12 protein-coding genes, 4 tRNA genes, 1 rRNA gene and 1 other annotated feature are annotated in these 21,095 nt (G+C 29.3%); of the genes, 2 read left to right on the top strand and 15 right to left on the bottom strand.

Annotation, left to right across the window (positions count from 1 at the left end):
* Nucleotides 1–1,113, top strand: coding sequence for a Ger(x)C family spore germination protein (locus tag KQI89_RS16780; protein ID WP_216458064.1), 1,113 nt, complete (start codon nucleotides 1–3; stop codon nucleotides 1,111–1,113).
* Between the two features lie 4 nt (nucleotides 1,114–1,117).
* On the top strand, nucleotides 1,118–2,215 hold the full coding sequence (locus KQI89_RS16775) for a GerAB/ArcD/ProY family transporter (RefSeq protein WP_216458063.1): 1,098 nt from the start codon (nucleotides 1,118–1,120) through the stop codon (nucleotides 2,213–2,215).
* 21 nt (nucleotides 2,216–2,236) lie between these two features.
* Here the strand turns inward: KQI89_RS16775 and addA are convergent, their stop codons facing one another.
* The 15 genes from addA to rrf form a co-directional block, all read right to left on the bottom strand.
* Entirely contained in the window at nucleotides 2,237–6,007 is a 3,771-nt protein-coding gene (gene addA, locus KQI89_RS16770) for a helicase-exonuclease AddAB subunit AddA (RefSeq protein WP_216458062.1), read from the bottom strand.
* Nucleotides 5,994–9,467: a helicase-exonuclease AddAB subunit AddB gene (gene addB, locus KQI89_RS16765; protein ID WP_216458061.1), complete on the bottom strand. Its 3,474-nt coding sequence runs from the start codon at nucleotides 9,465–9,467 to the stop codon at nucleotides 5,994–5,996. The genes addA and addB overlap by 14 nt, the downstream gene beginning before the upstream one ends.
* 272 nt (nucleotides 9,468–9,739) lie before the next feature.
* Nucleotides 9,740–9,830: transfer RNA gene (locus KQI89_RS16760), tRNA-Ser, on the bottom strand.
* Between the two features lie 30 nt (nucleotides 9,831–9,860).
* Nucleotides 9,861–9,951, bottom strand: a tRNA-Ser gene (locus tag KQI89_RS16755).
* 849 nt (nucleotides 9,952–10,800) lie between these two features.
* Nucleotides 10,801–12,720 (bottom strand): beta-propeller domain-containing protein, encoded by a 1,920-nt coding sequence (locus tag KQI89_RS16750; RefSeq protein ID WP_216458060.1) that lies wholly within the window; start codon nucleotides 12,718–12,720, stop codon nucleotides 10,801–10,803.
* Between the two features lie 3 nt (nucleotides 12,721–12,723).
* Nucleotides 12,724–13,242, bottom strand: a complete 519-nt coding sequence (locus KQI89_RS16745; RefSeq protein ID WP_216458059.1) for a sigma-70 family RNA polymerase sigma factor — start codon at nucleotides 13,240–13,242, stop codon at nucleotides 12,724–12,726.
* Nucleotides 13,243–13,350: 108 nt separating this feature from the next.
* The gene (gene serS / locus KQI89_RS16740) at nucleotides 13,351–14,631 is read right to left on the bottom strand and encodes a serine--tRNA ligase (protein WP_032123280.1); all 1,281 of its coding nucleotides are present in this window, start codon (nucleotides 14,629–14,631) and stop codon (nucleotides 13,351–13,353) included.
* A 74-nt stretch (nucleotides 14,632–14,705) separates the two neighbouring features.
* Nucleotides 14,706–14,910: a binding site (T-box leader), on the bottom strand.
* A 103-nt stretch (nucleotides 14,911–15,013) separates the two neighbouring features.
* Nucleotides 15,014–15,376, bottom strand: a complete 363-nt coding sequence (locus KQI89_RS16735; RefSeq protein WP_216458058.1) for a DUF1667 domain-containing protein — start codon at nucleotides 15,374–15,376, stop codon at nucleotides 15,014–15,016.
* Nucleotides 15,377–15,388: 12 nt separating this feature from the next.
* Nucleotides 15,389–16,780, bottom strand: a complete 1,392-nt coding sequence (locus KQI89_RS16730; protein WP_216458057.1) for an NAD(P)/FAD-dependent oxidoreductase — start codon at nucleotides 16,778–16,780, stop codon at nucleotides 15,389–15,391.
* Nucleotides 16,781–16,881: 101 nt separating this feature from the next.
* Entirely contained in the window at nucleotides 16,882–19,578 is a 2,697-nt protein-coding gene (locus tag KQI89_RS16725; RefSeq protein ID WP_216458056.1) for a UPF0182 family protein, read from the bottom strand.
* An 85-nt stretch (nucleotides 19,579–19,663) separates the two neighbouring features.
* A complete protein-coding gene (locus tag KQI89_RS16720) occupies nucleotides 19,664–20,179 on the bottom strand; it encodes a transcription repressor NadR (protein WP_032123284.1) in 516 nt (171 codons plus the stop codon).
* Between the two features lie 13 nt (nucleotides 20,180–20,192).
* Entirely contained in the window at nucleotides 20,193–20,702 is a 510-nt protein-coding gene (locus KQI89_RS16715) for an HD domain-containing protein (protein ID WP_032123294.1), read from the bottom strand.
* Between the two features lie 111 nt (nucleotides 20,703–20,813).
* Nucleotides 20,814–20,889, bottom strand: a tRNA-Ala gene (locus tag KQI89_RS16710).
* A 3-nt stretch (nucleotides 20,890–20,892) separates the two neighbouring features.
* Nucleotides 20,893–20,969, bottom strand: a tRNA-Ile gene (locus KQI89_RS16705).
* An 8-nt stretch (nucleotides 20,970–20,977) separates the two neighbouring features.
* Nucleotides 20,978–21,094, bottom strand: a 5S ribosomal RNA gene (gene rrf / locus KQI89_RS16700).
* Nucleotide 21,095 lies beyond the last annotated feature (1 nt).

Here is a 21,095-nt window from a genome sequence, read left to right as displayed (position 1 = left end):
ATGAGCGGTAAAAAGTTTTTTACAATAACTTTAATAACTTTAAGCATCTATACCTTCTTCCGTGTTGGTAATGTATATGCTCCTGTGGAAGAACTTGATATTCCTGCTATTATTGGAGCTGATATTGAAAAAAATTTAAATGGAAATAATAAGTTTAAACTATATTCCTCTATATATAATTACTCTAACGATAAGTTAAGTAAAAATATAATATTAGAAGGTACCGGTAATACCATAGGGGAAACTAGATCCAAAAGACAACTAGAAGCACCTGCAAAATTTTTTCCAGGTCTTGAAAAGGTTCTTGTAATAGGAAAGTCCATGGGAGATCACGGCATAATGGATCTTATAAACTCATTGTTTGCCACAGAAACCGTTACAGACAATACATTTTGCATTGTATCTGCCTCTGAATCCATAGATATATTAAACTTTAATATAGAGGGTTTTTCTAACCCTGGAGATTATTTAGAAGGCATGATAAAGGCATCTACAAACTATAATTTTTTTTCTAACAATTATAGACTTATAGATATTTACGTTAGATTAGATGCTGAAGGAAGAAATATAGTTCTTCCTTATATACAAATTGAAGATAATAAGCTAAAAACAACAGGTATGGCTGTTTTTAAAGGAGATAAGGTAAATAACATCATAAATATAGACGAAAGTAGAGCTATGAACTTAATGAGAGAAAGTAACGTTATGGGTAATATAAATATAAAAGAAAGTCCTAAAGAATCTGTAGATTTTGTTGCTAAATCTAAAAGAAAAATAAAATGTAGTAAAGATGATGATAAATATGTATTTGACATATTTATAAATTTATCAGGAAATATTTTAGGTAACACCATGTATGATAACTTGTCAAACTCCCCTGAAAATATAAAAGCTCTTGAAAAAAATATAAGCGAAAATATAGAAGAACAATGCATAAGTTTTGTAAAAAAAATGCAAACTCAATATAAAGTAGATGCTTTAGACTTAGGTAGAGTTGCTGCTGCTAAATATGGTAGAGGTACGGGGGTGGACTGGAACGAAGAGGTTTCTAATTCTATTATTAATGTTAATGTAAAAACCCATATCGAGAAATTTGGAAGAGGAGAGTATTAGTATCATGAAAGAAGCTGAACTTTTAAATTCTTCAGATGTTACCTCTTTTCTGATATGTTCTCTTATAGGTGTTGAGCTAATAAGACTTTCATATACTGTAGCCACTATAACTCAGCAGGATGGTTGGTTACCAGTGATATTAGGCTCTATTTATCCCCTATACATAATATTATTATGTAACTATATAGCAAAAAAATTTCCTTGTGATGATCTCATAGATATAAGTAAAATACTTTTTGGTAAAGTATTAGGCAGTATACTAGTGTTAATTTTTTGCATACAATTTATCTTATATATTCCTCAAATGATTTCTGATGTTATATCCATAAATTATGTATATATATCTCCACATTTATCTCCTACTAAAATATCTATAATCACTACTTTAATAGTGTTTTATTCTGCCACAAGAGGCTTAAAAGTTTTATGTAAAGCTAGTGCTCCAATTATTATTTTAACTTTTTTGTTAATTGTTTTTATTTCATTACCTCTAAAAAAAGGTAGCATATTAAATTTAATGCCTATATTAAGCACTGCTAAAATTAGCAAAATATTAGAGGCATCTATAAATACCTCTTATTCTTATACCACAATAGAACTTATATTATTAATACACCCTTTTGTTAAAAACAAAGAAAATTTGAGACGGGATTCTTTAATTTCTTTACTTGTGGTAACAATAATGTATACATGGACAGTAGTTATAAATCTGTACCTTTTTGGCACTGAAACAATAATTAAAACTAACTGGCCCTTAATATTTAACTCTGAAAGTTTAATTACTAGTGCTATAAGTAGCTTTAGATATATATTTTTATTCTTATGGTCTCCTAATGCTTATATAACCATGTCCATAGAATATTATATTCTCTCTTACATTGTGAGTAAAACTTTTAATTTTTCTATTAAAAAGGTCTCTATAGTATTACTCCCTATTTTTATAGTAGCTTCTGTGTTAATGTATAATCTTAAAATGTTAAATTTTACAAAAACCTTAGCAGTTCCTTACCTTGTTATATTTAATATAGCCTATATAACATCTTTAACTATATTTACATATATAAAGAGTAAAAAAAACAGATTGCAAAATAGTAAGCTATAAACTATTGTGCAATCTTATTTTTTACATATTTACTAAAGTATCATTGTAAAATAAATATAAGCATTTTTCCTTAACAGCTTTTCCTGTTATCTTCATTAAAGCACTTTCATAGTACTTTAATTGAATTCTATATCTATCTTTTATAGGCTCTATACCATCTTCCCCTATATAATCTGTTTTATAATCTACTAGCACTAATCCATCTTCCTCTTCAAAATAACAGTCAATTATTCCTTGAAGTCTTACCTTTTCCTTTTCATATACAGCTGGAAGATCCTTTTTTATAGTGGTGCTTGGTATATCCATATAAAAGGCAACTTCTCTTTGTACTGCACCAGAGGTCTTATATACCTTTATAAGTCTTTTACCTATATCACTTTGGAAAAACTTAAATATTTTCCATGGGTTTATAGACTCCATTTCTTCTGGAGTTAGGAATTCTTTTATAACAAAATAATTTAATTGTGTCTTTATATCCTGTAAATTATTAATTTTATCTAAATCTATGCGTTGCATAACGGAGTGAAGAGCAGTGCCTTTTTCTGCTGGTGAAAGTCCCTTATATTCTTGTAGAAATCTAGGTTTTTTAACTCTATCCACTTTATATAAACTTATAACACTGTTCTCCATTTCTTCATCATAATACTGTCTCTTTAAATCTGAAACGGATATATTAGCTGGCATAGATGAAGAGTAAACATAAGGATAAATATATCCTAGCCTTCTATCTATTTCTTTTTTATATATATTTTCACTTTCCTCTATTATAATTTTATCTCTATCTTCCTGAAGCTCTGATTCTTCCACATCTTTTAATATATTATTTTTATTCCAAAGCTGTACCTTCCACTTAGAATCATCCTTATAATCTATATTATCTAAGTCTATACCAGCCCTTTCTCTTATTAGGTTTCCTTCAGGATGTTTTGCTATAGCCATACCTATCCAATCTAGATAACTTTTTGCTTTTATAGTCTCTGAAGAAGCTATTTTATCTGTAGAATTCATAGCACTATAGCACCATCTATAAGAAGCTTTATCTAAATTTGTTACAGATCCTGTTATTATTAACTTTTCTTTCGCTCTGGTAAATGCCACATATAATATTCTCATCTCTTCTGACAAGGTTTCTAGGCTTATCTTGTTTCTTATAGACTGCTTAGCTATTGTAGCATAAGATATACGTTTTATAATATCTATATAATCTGGTCCTAATCCTAACTGTTCATGAAATAGTATAGGTTTATTAAGATCCATCATATTAAAGTTTTTTCCGCATCCTGAAAGTATGACTACAGGAAATTCTAAACCCTTACTTTTGTGTATACTCATTATCCTAACTACATTTTCATTTTCTCCTAATACCTTAGCACTTCCCATATCTCCACTAGTTTTTCTTAACTTATTGATGAAGTTTATAAAATTAAATAACCCTTTATAACTAGTCTTTTCATATTGTCTTGCTCTTTGGAATAGTATTCTAAGATTAGCTTGCCTTTGAACCCCATTAGGCATGGCTCTTACAAACCCATAATAAGATGTATCAGTATATAGATACCAGATAAATTCATCTATAGAGGTATGGATAGATTTTTCTCTCCATTTTTCAATAGCTTCAATTACATACTTACATTTTCTTTTTAGGTTTACTTCATATTCATATTTTTCTTGGTCGTTAGCAAGTTCCTCTTCACTTTCTGCAATGTCTTTTATGGACTCATAAAAATATTTTTCTCTACTATATATTCTAAGATCTATTAATTCCTCTGGTGTAAATGAAAAAATAGGTGACCTTAAAATAGAAAGCATTGGTATATCTTGAAGAGGGTTATCTATTACTTGAAGTAAGGCCATCATAGTTCTTATCTCTACAGTTTGAAAGTATCCCGCTGAAGAATCAGCATATACTGGTATGCCCTCTAATCCAAGTTCCTCCACAAATGTAGGTGCAAATCCTGCTGTAGCTCTCATTAGTATTACAATATCTTTATACATTACAGGTCTATAATTATTTAAATTCTTATCATAAACCTTAAACACAAAACCCTCAGATGGATTTATCATATCCTTTATTTTTCTTGCTACTAACCTAGCCTCTAGTTGAATCTTATCTAGTTCTTCTTCATCTAGCTCATCATAATCTGTATTTTTTGAGGATACTTCCTCTTCATCTTCTAGAGTTTCAGCACCATTTATATCTATTATATTAAGTTCCACCTCACCACCTACGGTAGTTCCTAATTCTTCTACTTCCTTAAAGTCTGCCCCTAAATTTAAAGCTTCTTTAAAGTCATATTCAAGTTCTCCAACTTCCTTTGACATTATTTTTTTAAATATATAGTTTACTGCATTTATTACTTCTAATCTACTTCTAAAGTTTTTATATAATAATATCTTTTTATTATTTTCTTCTTCCTCTTCTGAATAATTCATGTATTTATCCATAAAAAGCTCTGGATTAGCTTGCCTAAACCTATATATGCTTTGCTTTACATCCCCTACCATAAATACATTTGGATTATCTTCATACTTTCTTGAAACCATATCTATTATGGTTTCTTGTACACTGTTACTATCTTGGTATTCATCTACTAATACTTCTTCAAACTTTTCTTTAAATTCTTTAGATATACTAGAAGGTACTATGTTACCTTCATCATTTATCTCTGTTAATATTTCTAAAGAAAGATGTTCTAGATCATTAAAATCCAAAAGTCCTCTCTCTCTTTTTCTTTCTTTATATTTATTATCAAAATCTATAGTAAGCTCTACTAAAGATCTCATAACAGGGTACATTTCTTTTAAACTATCCTTAATCTCTTTTGGGGAATCCATAAAATAATTCTCTGTTATTTTCTTAATCTTTTTCTTAACTTCATCTCTCAAGGATTTAACTCTAGTTTGTGCTTCTTTGTCTGCCTCTTTTCCACATCTTTTAATAGTAGGAAAGTCTGATAATAAAAAAACTTTATAAACCTCTTCAAATCCTTTTTCCAAGGAGCTCAAAAGAGCTTCTAAGGTACTTAAATCTCCTATTATAGTTTCCTTATAAGGTTCTAGGCCAATAGATGCTTCGCAGATATTTAATGCATCCATAAGCTTTTCTCTTAATGCATTTAACTCTAAATTTATATCATTAAGTATTATTCTTCCCCAAGATGAAAGCCCTATATCAAAAGCCTCATCTATATTAAAATCCTCTGCCTTCTCTCTTAACCACTTGTGAGGCCAAGGTCCACTCATAGAAAAGTTATAAAGATCATCTATTATGGATTTAAGATGAATATCATCTTTACCTGAAGTAAAACATTCCATCAAAAGAATAAAGTCATTGTTATTCTCTTCATACTTTTCCTCAAATAAGTCTTCCATTACCTCTTGTTTAAGTAAAACCGCCTCAGTACCATCAGCAATTCTAAAGTTAGGGTCTAAATCTATATAATGAAAATTATTTTTTATTATATCTAAACAAAAGGAGTGCATAGTAGTAATATTAGCTCTATTTAATAGGGTGAGCTGCCTTTGAAGTACCTTTAAATCAGGTTCCTTATCTAACTTTTTAGATATAGCCTCACCTATTCTTTCTCTCATTTCAGCAGCAGCTGCATTAGTAAAAGTCACTACTAAAAGCTTATCTATATCTACAGGCTTTTCTTTATCCGTTATCATCCTTATTATTCTTTCAACTAATACAGCAGTTTTTCCTGAACCCGCTGCTGCTGCAACTAAAAGATTAGATCCTCTAGTTTTTATAGCTTTCTCTTGTTCTTTGGTCCATTTAGTTTCTCCCATCACTGTCACCTCCCTTGCTTTCAATCATAAGTCTATTAGATACCTGTTTATATATAAGCTCTAAGGCCTCTTCGTCAGTCTTTTTGTTTATGTTTTCATATTTATTTCCCTTAATAGATGCATCAAATTGACATATAGAAGAAAACTTGCAATAACTACAACTTGTATATTTATCCTTTTTAATAGGTTTTATACTGATATCTCCACTTAACATTTCATCACATAATTTCACTAAGGTTTCTTTTACATATTCTCTTAATACATCAAATTCCTCTAAGGTTATTGCTGAAGATTTACCAAGGGAACCATCTTTATTTATCCTTGCAGGAATTATTAAAGAGTACCCTTCTATATTATTATCCATCTCTTTTACTACCTTAGCATCAGCTAGTAAAAGTCCTCTCATTTTTAGCTTCTTTAATATTAAATTTTCAACTTCTTCTTCTTTTAATGCTTTTTTTCCCTTTACTATAGGATCATCAACTCTAAAGTATAATATAGCTCCTGGAAGGGTTTGTGAATCTATAAATTTATCCGCATTTTCTAATATAGCCTCAAGATATACTAAAAGCTGAAGCTGAAGTCCATAATATACATCAGATAAAGAGAAATCCTTATTTCCTGTTTTGTAGTCAATAATCCTTATATAAACCTTATCTTCTAATTCCATGCTGTCTATTCTATCTATTCTTCCTTGAAGGGTAACCATCTCTCCTGAAGGAAGGGATATCTCTATAGGTTTTAAGTCTCTATAACCTAATCCAAACTTTAACTCATTAGCTAAAGGTTCAAAACTACTTCTTTTTATATGCTCAGAAATTATCATAATGGACTTTGATATTATCTTTTTCATCCTTCCAGCCATATATTTATATTTAGCAGAGCTTTTTAATATAGCATTTTTATCATCTATAGTTTCTTCCACTAAATTTGATATGGTTGTTCTACACCAATCTACGTCTAATTCTCTCCAACTTAAACTTTCTTCTTTTACCTTATCTGAAAATTTATCTATTACATCATGCATGAAACTTCCTATATCAGGAGCTGAAAATTCATATATCTTCCTATCTTTTGCCTTAAGTCCGTATTGAACATAGTAAGCAAAAGGACATTCAGCATATTTTTCTATTCTAGATACATCAAAATTGAAGGGTTTCATATATAAGGCTTTAATTTTATCTTCATCTGCTTTTTCTACTAAATTATTATATTTAAATCCTTTAAAAACTGAGGCTATTTTATCTTTCCATTGCTCTTTATCTCTATACCAATAATAAACCTCTGACCATATTTTCTCTGTTTCTTCCCCTTCAAAGTTTCTTCTTAAAGTAGATATAAGTTCATTAAATGTAGGCTCTGGAGAAACTATATATTCAAAATTATCCTCTACATTATTAACAATATCACTTTCTTCTATAATCTTTGGAAATAGCTTTTTCATCCTAGATATTATAATAGAAGGTCTTAAAGCCTTTCCTTCAAAATCAGCCATGGGGTAAGTTATCATCATATATTCTTTTCCCATGGTAAGTGCAGTATAGACTAAAAACTGCTCTTCAAAGGCTTGGGTTTTAGTATCTGGAGCTAGTTCTACTCCATTTTCTTTTAATATATTTCTATCAAAATCTGATAGTATCCCCTCTTCTCTCGAGCTTTTAGGAAATACCCCATCATTTACACCAATTATATAAAGAGATCTTATATCATGGCTTTTAATCCTACCTATATCGCCTACTAAAACCTCATCTAAAGAAACCGGTATAAGTCCCATTTCATATTTTTCAAAACCTACATTTAACATATTTATGAATTTATCTAACTTTACCCTTTCCTCTCCCATAACATCTACCATCTGATCTAATACCTGCATTACTATATCAGTTATCTGGTCATATTCATCAGATTTTTCTTGTTCACCTTTATCTGAAAAATCCTTTGACCATTGTTCTATAGTTTCTAAAGTCCCCGATTCTTTCAAAAATTCATATATACTGCTACAAATATTTAAAACTCTATAATCACTTTTAATTGATGAGTGTAATTTTAGTAGGGGTTCTCTTATAGTGTCCTTAACTTCATTTATTTTATTTAGTTTGTCAGCTTCATATAAACTCAGTTCCTTATTATCATCAAAACCAAATTTCCAAATCTCATCATGAGTCCAATGAGATCCTCTTATTCCATAGGCTAATATATAGTTCTCTAATACATCTATATCCTCTCTAGGTATCTTTATAAGCCCTGTTTTAATATATCTAAAAACAGACTCATAGGACCAATTTTTAATAAATATATCAAAAATAGAGGTTATAAGAACTACCAATGGATTATCTGTAACATCTCTTTTCTTATCTAAGAAAAAAGGAATGTTATATTCTTTAAATATAACAGACACTATCTTTTCATAATCTGAAAGTTCTCTACAAACTACTGCTATATCTTTAAATCTATAATCCTTATCTCTCACTAAAGAAACTATATCTCTTGCTACTTTTTCTACTTCATCATAACTATTTAAAGCCTTATATATTCTTAAACTTTTTACTGGTGGATTATAGTATTTGTAAGGAAATGAAAAGAAATGTCTTTCTATATGCTGTAATTCTTTACTATGTTCAAACCTCTTACAACACTCTTTGTTTAGATCTATAGGTTTTTCATAGCCTATACCACTTTCTTGAATTATTTTTAGAAGCTTTCTTTCTGTATTTTTAGTTACAGAAAAAACATCTGTATTATCTACTTCATTATTTCCATTTAAACCATCACAGCATAAAGTGATATTTACTCGTTTACAGGATCTAAGTAATTTTTCTATTATGCTGTACTGTTGAGGTGTAAAGGTGCTGAATTCATCTATCCAAACCTCTGCTCCATGAAAATAATTACTTTCATCTAATTTTCTAGCTAATATTGTAAGTTCTTCTTCTGAGTCTATATATCCAGACTCAATATATTCTTGGAAATCATCATAAATACTTGAAAGGTCCTCTAATTTATTTTTTAGCTCTAAATCCTCTATTTTATTCAAAGATTCCTTTATAATCTTTGGAGTTATATTATATCTTTTAAATTCCGTAATAACCTCTGCTAGTATATCTACAAAACCTTGCTGCTTACTAGCTTTATAAAAAAACTTTAGTTTATCACTTATTTGATCTAATATCTTGAAAAGAAGCATATTCTTTCCTGCATCATTCATTCTTTTATGAGCAATACCACCAACTTCATCTAATATCCTATTGCTCATTCTTTTAAAACTTAAAACCTCTGCCTGCTTTAAAGCTCTCTCTCCTACACTGTCTAAAAGATTTTTTTCAGCTTTGAATGAAAACTGTTCAGGAACTAATAAAATTAATTTTTCTCCTTCTCCTTTTTCAATTCTATTCTTTATTTGCTGAAGGCAAAAGGTACTTTTACCACTTCCAGCTCTTCCATATATAAATCTTATACTCATTTCCTTAACTTCACCTACCTAAAAGTACTTTATTGAGTTATAGATGAGGTAAACCTCCTCATCTATTAATGTATATCAATTAAAAACTTAATACTGTCAAAGTTATTTTATGATCTCTTCTTTATAGAATATCATAATAACCAAATCTTTGTATTATTCTTCTGAATTTTATTTAATTTTACCAGTGCCTTGAAATTTTAAAATAAGGATAGAATCCTTGAATTATTTAAATTAATTATAAAAAAACACCTAACTTAAAAGTTAGGTGTTTTTGGCGGAGAAAGAGGGATTTGAACCCTCGCGCCGGTTTCCCGACCTACGCCCTTAGCAGGGGCGCCTCTTCGGCCACTTGAGTATTTCTCCATGCCCTTAAAATAATTCATTATAAAAAAATGGCGGAAAGATAGGGATTCGAACCCTAGGTACGGTCACCCGTACGCCGGTTTTCAAGACCGGTGCCTTAAACCAACTCGACCATCTTTCCACGTCCTTACGACATATTTTATTATATCAGCACATATATTATATGTCAACAACCTTTCTAAATTTTTTTGTAGAATTTTAATTTATTTTTCGTATAAAGATTTCAACAGTTATTCCTTGTATTTTCAAGGCTTGGCATCATGTTAGATCACCCTTCATTTTATAAATTCTAAAAAAATACTGTGCCAAACTAAAAATTTTTCACAGTATTTTTTCTTATAGTTCCCTAAAGTATTCCCACACCTTTTTATTTAACTAGATTTTTGAATTCACTTATTTAATTGTTTAATAAGCTAAGCAATTTATCATAATTAAGTTTAAATAATCCAACAGGACCTTTTCATCTCTCTCAGTTCCCATGGTATTGCTACCACTATCCTTTTCATTTAAATTAAAGTAAAGCTTAGTAAAGTGAGTACTCCCAATTTCCCCTTATTCATTGAGATGAGTATATTGCAAGGTTTCATTTTTGGAGTAATCAAATTCTAGTAACATCCCTTTTTTCTTCAAATCATCTATAAAAAAATTTACTTTTATATAATCCATTAATACTTTCTTTGAATTCGTTAAACATAAGCTCAAACCTTGTGTCTTCTTTAGAAATAATAACTTTATTTCTATCTCTATAATAAACTATATTTTCAGGTATAGCTAAGTTATATAAAACAGAATTAACTTCACTGCTATTAGTGCTTGTGCTTTTATTATCGTTATTAGAAATATTATAAGTAGCTGTTTTTTATGATCATCCTAGCAACATTATCATAGAAAGACTAACCATTAAAACTATGGAAATATATGATTTTTTCAAAACAATCATCTTACTATATAAAATTCTAAATGTAAGGTCTTAGAAGTTTATTGTTCCTACAACCTTCCTATCTTCTAATCTCATAACTTTTATACCTTGATTTGATATAGAGTATATATTATTATCTATGAGTATTAACCTTTTTACTTGTTTTGTATACATAGCTTTTTCTTGAATATCTTCATCTATACTTGTAATATTATCTATAAATTCAAAGCCTTTTTCCTTTGATACCTTATATAGCTTTGCTCCATTAAAAGATTTATCTTTTTCTCTTTCCATTATAGGAAATCCCATTATATCTTTTTCTTTTGAAAATAGCAGCGCTTTGTGATTGTATAAAAGCTCTGAGTAGGTTCTCTCTCCCCCTATGATTTCATTATATATTTCCTTAGGATTACTCAAGTCTCTTACATCGAACATAGATAGCTTTATACCATTAACTCTCGTAAATTCTCTACCATTTTCTTTTACTTCAACAGTATTTTGTCCAAAACCTATTAGGGTGTTTTCATCATAAGGATGAAGATAATTACTAAACCCTGGTATCTTAAGCTCACCTAAAACCTTAGGATTTTTATTATCAAAAATATCTATAACGAATAAAGGATCTACCTGCTTAAAGGTAACCAAATAAGCTTTATCCTTAATAAATCTTGCTGAGTATATCCTCTCTCCTTTAGCTAGCCCTTCTAGCTTTCCTAAAAGCTTCATATCACTTCCTAATACATAGATATTATTTTCATTATCTTCACTTTTGCTCATTTCCTTATTGCTAGTTGTTGCTACTCTAAAGGTATCACCATATTGATCCATGGAAAATTGATTTAATATATGCCCCGATACTTCTCCATCTGCTACATAATTTATTTCTCCCTTATTTAATTGGAATTTAAACAATAATGTCTTATTTTCCTCATAATTAAAACCTGAAAGGTAAAGGTTATTTTCTGAAACGTACATATTATTAGCAGATGCTAGTATTGTTTTTGAAATTGATTTTTCAGAAGGGTTCTTTAAGTTTATAGAAGTTATAGTTATAAGGCTTTCTGAAGGCACGTTAGGGCAATAATATAAGCTTTTTAAGTCAATAGCCTTATCTCCTTCTAATGAGTCTTTTATATGAGGAGTTTTATTTATTGATTCTCCCTTTTTCATATAATCGTAATAAAATCCTTTTTCTGTTACTAAATATAATTGCCCATCTATAACCCTATCACTGATTAGTGATCCTTCATAGCTTATTTCTCTAACTAGCTTAATATCTTTTATATCTTTTTTATCATAGATTTTTACATTACTTTGAAGGGTTCCTATAAAATCAGTTTTGACTTTATTGTCATCATTAACATCATTATCTATTTGATTATTTTGAGCATCGTATATAATCACTATTTTATCCTCAAATATTTGTATCTGTTCATTATAAACATTATTTCCTAAGGATATAGTAGATAATATTTTTATATCTTCTGCTGGATATCCCTCTACAATGATAAATTCCTTTTTATGGTCATTAGTTTCTCTTATCATATAAATATATTTTCCATCAGTTTTTACTATATCACTTTCTTCAACACCCTCTACTTGATTATTAGTTTTAGAATATGATGAAGCTGAACTCTCTTTATCAGCCATACCTTTTTCTTGTACTATTTTATTATTACTTTCCAATAATGATATAAGCTTTTCTTCTGTATCTACTGTAGGTAACCATAACTTTTTACTTACTACAACACTAGAATTATCAGGCATAGGTTTATCATTAAAGCTTTTAATCTCATTTTTATTTAATAATGCTATTAATAATATAGCTGCTATAGTGGATATTATCTTAATAATTTTATTTCTTTTATTAGCCTTTTTTCCTTTAGTCATTCCTTTTTCTATAGAAAAATCTAGTTCCTTAGGAATTTCAATACCTTCAAAATATTTATCAATATCTTTTTCATTATTCATAATCTAATCTACCTCCCTTAGTTCTATCCTTAAAGCTTTCAGCGCCTTATTAAGATAGGTTTTTACAGTACCTAGTGGCATCCCTAACGTATCCGCTACCTCTACTAAGGTTAATTGATGAAAGTATTTTAATATAACTACAGCCTTAAATTTTTCATCAAGACAACTTATAGCTTCTCTTAAATCTATCTTTTCTTCCTTTAAATCCCCTAAGTAAGCTCCATTTATCATTAATTCCTCTTCTTTGCTTATCTTAAGTTTTTTATTTTTTCTTACCAAATCAATGGAACAATTAATAACTATTCTAGTTATCCAGGTATTAAAAAATTTAGGTTCTTTAAGCTTTTTTATTGAAGTGTAAGCTTTATATACAGATTCTTGTACTATATCTAAAGCATCCTCTTTGTTATTAACGTAAGCATAAGCCGTAACATACATTTTTTCTTTATTTAAAGAAATAAGCTCATAAAAAGCATTATCTTCATCCTTTTGTGCAAGCTTAACTAAATTCTCAATATCCAATATATTCCCCCTCCCTTCATAAATTAGACGTACCTATGTTAAAAATAGTTTTAATATATAAAAAAAGATTAACACAAAATAATATTTTTGCGTTAATCTTTTTACTTATTACTTAATCTCTTCAGCCCCACCCATATAAGGTCTTAATACTTCTGGAATTTCTACAGTTCCATCTTCCCTTTGGAAGTTTTCAAGTATTGCAGCTACAGTTCTTCCTATAGCAAGCCCTGATCCATTTAATGTGTGAACAAATTGAGGTTTGTCTTTTGGAGTTTCCTTGTATTTAATGTTAGCTCTTCTTGCTTGGAAGTCTTCAAAATTACTACAGCTTGATATTTCAACATATCTATTATAACTTGGCATCCAAACCTCTAAGTCATATTTTAATGCAGCAGTAAATCCTAAATCACCTTTACATATTCTTACCATTCTATAAGGAAGATTTAATCCTTGAAGTACTGACTCTGCATCAGCTACAAGCTTATCTAACTCTTCATAAGACTGATCTGGTTTACAGAATTTAACTAGCTCAACTTTGTTAAATTGATGTTGTCTTATAAGTCCTCTAGTATCTCTTCCAGCAGAACCAGCCTCTGCTCTAAAACAAGCACTATAAGCACAATGTTTTATAGGTAATATATCCCCATTAAAAGTTTCATCTCTATACATATTAGTTACAGGAACCTCTGCTGTAGGAATCATGAAATAATCCTCATTAGAAAGTTTAAATGCGTCCTCTTCAAACTTTGGAAGCTGTCCAGTACCAGTCATACTCTCTCTATTAACCATAAAAGGTGGTAATATTTCAGTATATCCATTATCATAAATGTGCTTATCTAGAAAATAATTAATAACAGCTCTTTCAAGTCTTGCTCCTAGTCCTTTGTATATAGCAAATCTTGATCCTGTTATTTTACTTGCTCTTTCAAAGTCAATAATGTCAAGGTTTGAAGCAATATCCCAGTGAGCTTTTGCTTCAAAGCTAAAGCTTGTTGGCTCTGCCCATTTTTTCATTTCTATATTGTCTTCATCAGAAGCTCCATCTGGAACCTTAGGATTTGGTATATTAGGTATTCTAAGCATTATATACTTTATTCTTTCATCTATTTCTGAAACTCTAATATCAAACTCCTTAATTTTATCTCCAAGCTCTCTCATTTCCTTCATTATAGGCTCTACATCTTCCCCAGCCTTTTTAAGCTTAGGTATCTCTGAAGATACTTGATTTCTCTTTCCTTTTAAGGTTTCAACTTCAACTAAGATTTGTCTTCTTTCTTCATCTAAGTTTACAATTTCATCTATGACTGATACATCAAAATCTTCCCCTCTATCAGCCAAAGCTTTTTTAATTTCTTCAGGATTTTTTCTTATTCTTTTTAAATCTAACATGATACCACTCCTTTTATCCTTAATATTTATTAAAATACATTAATTTAGACAAATAAAAAAGGAGCCTCTACCCAATAAGGGACGAAAAGCTCCGCGTTGCCACCCTAGTTAATCAACTAAATATATCTAATTGACTCTCTTTATAAATTTTAACGGAAAATCCGTACTGCTCATCACAGTCCCTCCAAGGTGGATTCTTAAAGTAAAGGTATCAGTTTACACCTTCCACTGACTCTCTTTAACCTATTACTCTAATACTAGCCTCTTCAACGGTTTGTATTATTTTTTTATATTATATTATATATATTATATCAAATCATGTCAATATTATACCATATAAATTATTTATAACAACATAAAATACATTTTATGTGTAATATTTTTAATCTCTCTTTACGTTTATATTGCACACTATATCTACTCCTGTATTTAAAATGTTTTTACATATAATATCTCCAATACTTATAGGTGGACCAACATGTAGTCTACTTAAAGCCTTTGAACATTCAATCCATAAGCTTTTATCTATAGGGGCACTGCTTTTAACTGGCACCACAGTATGTTTTGAAGAACCTTTCATTCTAACAAGAGTTGTAAATATTCTTTTATTATCTCTCATTCTTTTTATTCCGTACTCTATACCTACTTCACATTGATTTCCCTTTATTTCAATTTCATCCTCATATTTATATATGTCAAGAACACACCTTTTGGGACACTCTTCACATAATATTTTATCAATCAATTTTATTCCCCCTTACATCTCATTAAACTCTTTAATCCTTCCTATTAACATTTTAGAATGCTTGGAGTCCTTAATAATTTCCGTAAGCTTTTTATCAGTCTCTCTTGCAAGTATAGATACTATTTTACTTAAACAATATGCACCTTGGCAATTTCCAAAAGTAGCTCCAGTTCTTCTCTTTATTCCCTCAACAGTCCTAGCTCCTAAAGGTCTTCTTATGCAATCTATTATCTCTCCCTCTGTTATCTGATTGCACATACATATTATCTTTCCATATCTTTTATCTAAGCTTATTATTTGATCTTTTTCTTCTATAGATAATTCCCTAAATTTATAAAAATCTCTTCTTTTATCTATAAAATTTTTCTTGTTTTTACTTTTTAAACTGCTAGTTATACTTTCACAAATTAAGTTTGCTATAGCCGGTGCCAAGGTCACCTGAGAATAATTTCTTCCCATAACCTTTACGTATCCTTGATTTATTTCGCTATCATCTACAATTATATTATCTCTATAGAAATTTGAATGATACACAGTCTTTATACTTTCAGTATTTATATTGCCTATAAGTCTAGATACACTATTTAAAGCAGTGCTAAAATCAACTACATTTTGTGTTATAGATGCTCCAATAATCCCTCCAGTTAAAGTTGGAACAGAGTATTTTTTTTCATCCTCTTTCATAGAAAATACAACCTTTGAAAAATAGTTTTTATACTCATTTTCTAAAAGCATATATGTAAGTATTTCACTTTTTTCCTTTTCATAGGTTTTGTCAGTATCTATAGAATACATGTCCTTAGGTATTGTATTTACAACAACCTTGCAAGTAAACTTATTTTTATTTGTAGTTACCTTAAGACCTTTAGATAACTTTTGTATATCTAAAACCTCTTCTTCTAATCTAAAATTTACTCCATTATCAAAAGCCACTTCTGCATAAGCTATAGCTAAATCATATGGACTAACAACACCTATATTTTTAGAGTATATAGCCTTTTTAACTTCAATAGTTAAATTAGGCTCTAGCTTATACACTTCATTGTTATCTATGATTTCTACATTGTCTATGCCTCTATCTTTAGCTCTTAAATACATATCTTCTATTGTTTTTACAGACTTCTCATCTTCTGCTATTATTAATGAGCCTGTTCTTTTAAATGGCACTTTAAATTTAGAAGTAACTTCTTCTAGCATTTTATTACCCATAATCTCTAACTTTGCCATAAGCCCATCTTTGCACTCTATACCATCATAAACTATATCTGCATTTACCATAGCCACATCATCAGCTACATCATAATCCTTTTCTATAAGGGCTATATTAAGATTATATTTTGAAAGTTCATAGGCCACAGCACAACCAATTATTCCTCCGCCCAAAACTAATACATCATAATCCATATAAATAAATCCTCCTAACAATACAAATATAATCATGTCACAAAGTTATCTCCCTCACTATATTTTACAGCGAGGGAGATAATTTTTAAACATTATCTTTTTTATTTATTACCTAATTGTTCTAATACTTTTCCTAATTCATTTATATACTCTCCATATTTTGACCAGTCTCCATTTTTCTGTGCCTCTAAAGCTTTATCATATAAATCTTTAGCCAATTTCATATTTTCATTGCCAGATGTAGATGTACCTCCAGTAGCTTTGTTATCTACATTATTGCTAAATATCTGTTCAAGAGCCTTTTCCATATTTTCAGCCATAACAATCTTATCTCCATAGGAAACAATAACCCTTTTCATCTCTGGTATACTATTTGTTCCATTAGCTTTTAAATATAATGGCTCTACATAAAGAAGAGAGTTTTTTATAGGTAATATTATAGTATCTCCATAATCAACTCTTGATCCCTCTGTATTCCATAGGGAAAGTTCCTTTGAAATTATAGGATCTTGATTAATCTGATTTTTAAATAAATATGGGCTATATATGGTTTTACTAGGTGGAAATTTATATAAAACTAATTTTCCATAATTATCTCCATCCATTCTTGCTCCAAATAGAGCTACCATATTTTCTTTATTCCTCATATTAAAATACTCAAAAAGTATCATTTCTTCTTTGTCATGATCTGGTAACCTTGTAACTATATAAGATGATTCAGTAGGCTTTGATTCAGCCTTAACTTCCTTTTGGTTTTTAGATATCTCCCATAAGTCTTCGCCATTATAAATAACTTCTGGATCTACTATATGATATTTTCCTAAAACGCTACATTGTATATTAAATATCTCCTCTGGATATCTAAAATGCTCAACAAACTCTTTAGGTAAAGTATCTATATCTTTAAATAATCCTTTAAATATTTTTGAATAGCTATTTATTATAGGATCATTTTTATCTGAAATATAAAAATTGATATCACCATTGTAAGCATCCACTACTACCTTTGCTGAATTTCGTATATAATTTATTTCTTTATGTGGCTCTGAGAAAGGATATTTATCTGAAGTAGTATATCCATCTAAAACCCAATATAAGCTTCCATCCTGTATAACCATATAAGGATCCTTATCATAATGTAAGAAAGGTGCTATAGTTTTAGCTCTCTCCATTACATTCCTATTAATTAATATCTTACTATCCTTAGTTATATCATTAGATAGCATAAACTTTATATTTTTTTCTTTTATAGAGAATAAGACTCTATTAATAAATGACATTTTTATACCAGCAGCTCCATCGTACTTATTGGTCTCATTTTCTCCCCCTTTAGGGTAATCAAACTCTCTTTGATTTGTGTTTACTATTGCATAATAATTTGTATTTTCACCGAAGTATATTCTTGGATTGTCTATTTTTATATCAGTACTATTTTCTGGCGGTATATCTTTAATTACAAAGTTTGGTTTTCCATCAGATGTAACAGAGTTTACCTTACTCATTACCACACCATATCCATGGGTGTATACCAAATGCTTATTAAACCATGTATTTGGTTCTATTTCATCTGAATTTATCTCTCTTGGCGCTATAAATACTTGAGTATACTTTCCATCTATATTATATCTATCTATATCTATATCATTAAAATTATAATAATATCTTATTACTTGAACCTGATTATAAAAATCTAAGGCTGGTTGAAAGGAATTAAGTTTTATATTATCTATAATATCTCTATTTTTACCTATATCTTCTTTTGTAAAATCATTCTTTACTTCAAATAAATTTTCTTTTATTTGATCAATGTTAAAAGCTTTCCTTGTAAAATCTATATTTTGTTTAATATAAGGTCTTTCAAAATCAAGTTCATTAGATTTAACCATAAATTGCTGAACTAATGAAGAAGTAATTCCTTCTAACAATATAAGCGCTCCAATTGCTATTATGGATATTATTATTGGTTTTACTTTTCCCTTAATTACGCTCATAAATACAACTATAGAGCATAAAATAGCAACTACAGATATACCTCTATAGAAATACAAGCTAACTCTAGCATCAGTAAAACTTGCTCCAAAAGCAACACCTCTTGGACTATAAACTAAATAATAAGCTTTTAAAATATAAAATATTCCTATCATTATAAGGAATAAGCTAGATAATATAGCTAACTGCTTTCCAACATAGCTTGTTATATTGCTTTTCATGGATTTCATTTTTGAAAATGGATTTTTTAAATCTATATTATGAATCTTATCCTTAGTATTCATAGCTATGTAAGCTACAAATGTTAAAACTAAAAGTACTATTAAAAATACCATCATAGCGGCAAATAATGATTGAATTAGTGGAAGTTTGAACATATAAAAGGATACATCTTTATTGAAGATGGGGTCTTTTATATTAAAATTAACAGAATTGCTGAATTGAAGAATCCTATACCAATATGTAGATGCTGTTATATAGGATATTAAAAAAGACAATACGGTATTAAAACTAAAAAAAATTATACTTTCCTTTCTTTTAGTTTTTGCATTTATTTCTATTATATTTTTATTTTTTATGAAATTTTTTCTAAGACTTTTATAATATAACATAATTCCTATAAAACAGATTAAAAATATAGGTATCATCAATTTTAATGTGGCAACTATCTTAGTAAAATATACTGAAAGATATCCCACTTCCCTAAACCATTTTACATTAATTACAAATTCTACTATTGCATCAATAAAAAAAACAAATAAAAGTAAAATAAGTACTAAAGGTATTATTAATTTATATTTTTTCTTCATTGTGATTAAACTCCTCTCCTGCAAAATATCAGAGATTTATAACTCCATTAAAAAGCACTAACCTCTTACATAAAAATAATCCCATTTAATCTGATACCAAAAATCCCTTAATTCTTAGCTCATGAAGTATTTTTTCCATAACTTCATTATTTTCAGCGCTAACGGTATGTATGTGGACACCTCCAGTAAGTGAAGATAAAGGCTCTGCATTAGACTGCTTAAATTTATTAATAAAATTACTTATATCATCATAAGTCTTTATCATAAGCATGGCTTTAATTTCTCCATAAAGAGGATGCTCTACTATTACATCTTCTATTATTCCACCAAATTTTACTATAGATTTAAGCTCACTTTCTATTTCAGCTCTGCTATGTGCTAATGCTATTAGCTTTCTAACTTGATTTACATACATATTAGGAATAATATATCCTTCTGGTGTAGCTATTATATTAAGCCCCTGTGCTCTTAATATAGCTATGTCTCTTACAATTACTTGCCTTGTTACATTAAAATTATTGGCAAGATCAATTCCTTTTTGTGGAACATTTGACTCTATTAATAATTTTTCTATACTTTCCCTTCTTTCTTTGGAACCCAAAATATCACCTCTTTTAATTTAAGTTATCATAATATATTAGTATATCCAATAACTTATCTCCTTTAATGTCATAATTGTGATGGTTTTTGATAATATATAAAAATCTATCATCATATTTATTTAAAGATTTTAAATAAATATACCCTTTTATGGGATGATTATAATATAAGTCTACCTTTTTACTACTATTATACTTACACATATTTCCTTTAAGTACCTTATTTATTAAAACCAATAAAGATCTATCTATAACCGATAAAGACCCAAACTTCTTACCTATATCATGTAAAAGGCAAATCTTCATAAACCAGCACTGATCTAATTCAGTATCTTTAATATTTTCTTTATTTATATAATTTAAAGCATCCTTAGCTACCCGTATGCAATGATGCTTTTCGGCTGGTTTTAATTCATTAAATACTTCTAATTCTTTTTTATCTAAATACTTATTTAAAAACTCATCATCTATAGGTTTAAAAGGAGATGTTATATCCCATAAGAACTGTTTTAACCTATAAAACATACAAGCTCCCCTTTCTCCCTTATATTCTAATATAATTAGCCACTTATGTATAATTAATATTTTGTAAACAAGGGTAAAATAAAAAGTCATGAACCTAAGTTCATGACTTTATGGTGGAGATAAAGAGATTCGAACTCTTGACCCCCTGCGTGCAAGGCAGGTGCTCTCCCAGCTGAGCTATACCCCCATATGGTGGACCTTCAGGGACTCGAACCCCGGACCTACCGGTTATGAGCCGGTTGCTCTAACCAACTGAGCTAAAGATCCTTGTTTTCACCTGGCGACGACTTACTCTCCCACAAGGCCTCCCTTGCAGTACCATCAGCGCTTTAGTGCTTAACCATCGTGTTCGGAATGGGAACGGGTGTTACCACTAAGCCATAATCACCAGAT

This window comes from Clostridium simiarum (assembly GCF_018919175.1).
GTDB lineage: Bacteria > Bacillota > Clostridia > Clostridiales > Clostridiaceae > Clostridium_L > Clostridium_L simiarum.
This window is presented reverse-complemented; position numbering and strand designations above follow the sequence as displayed.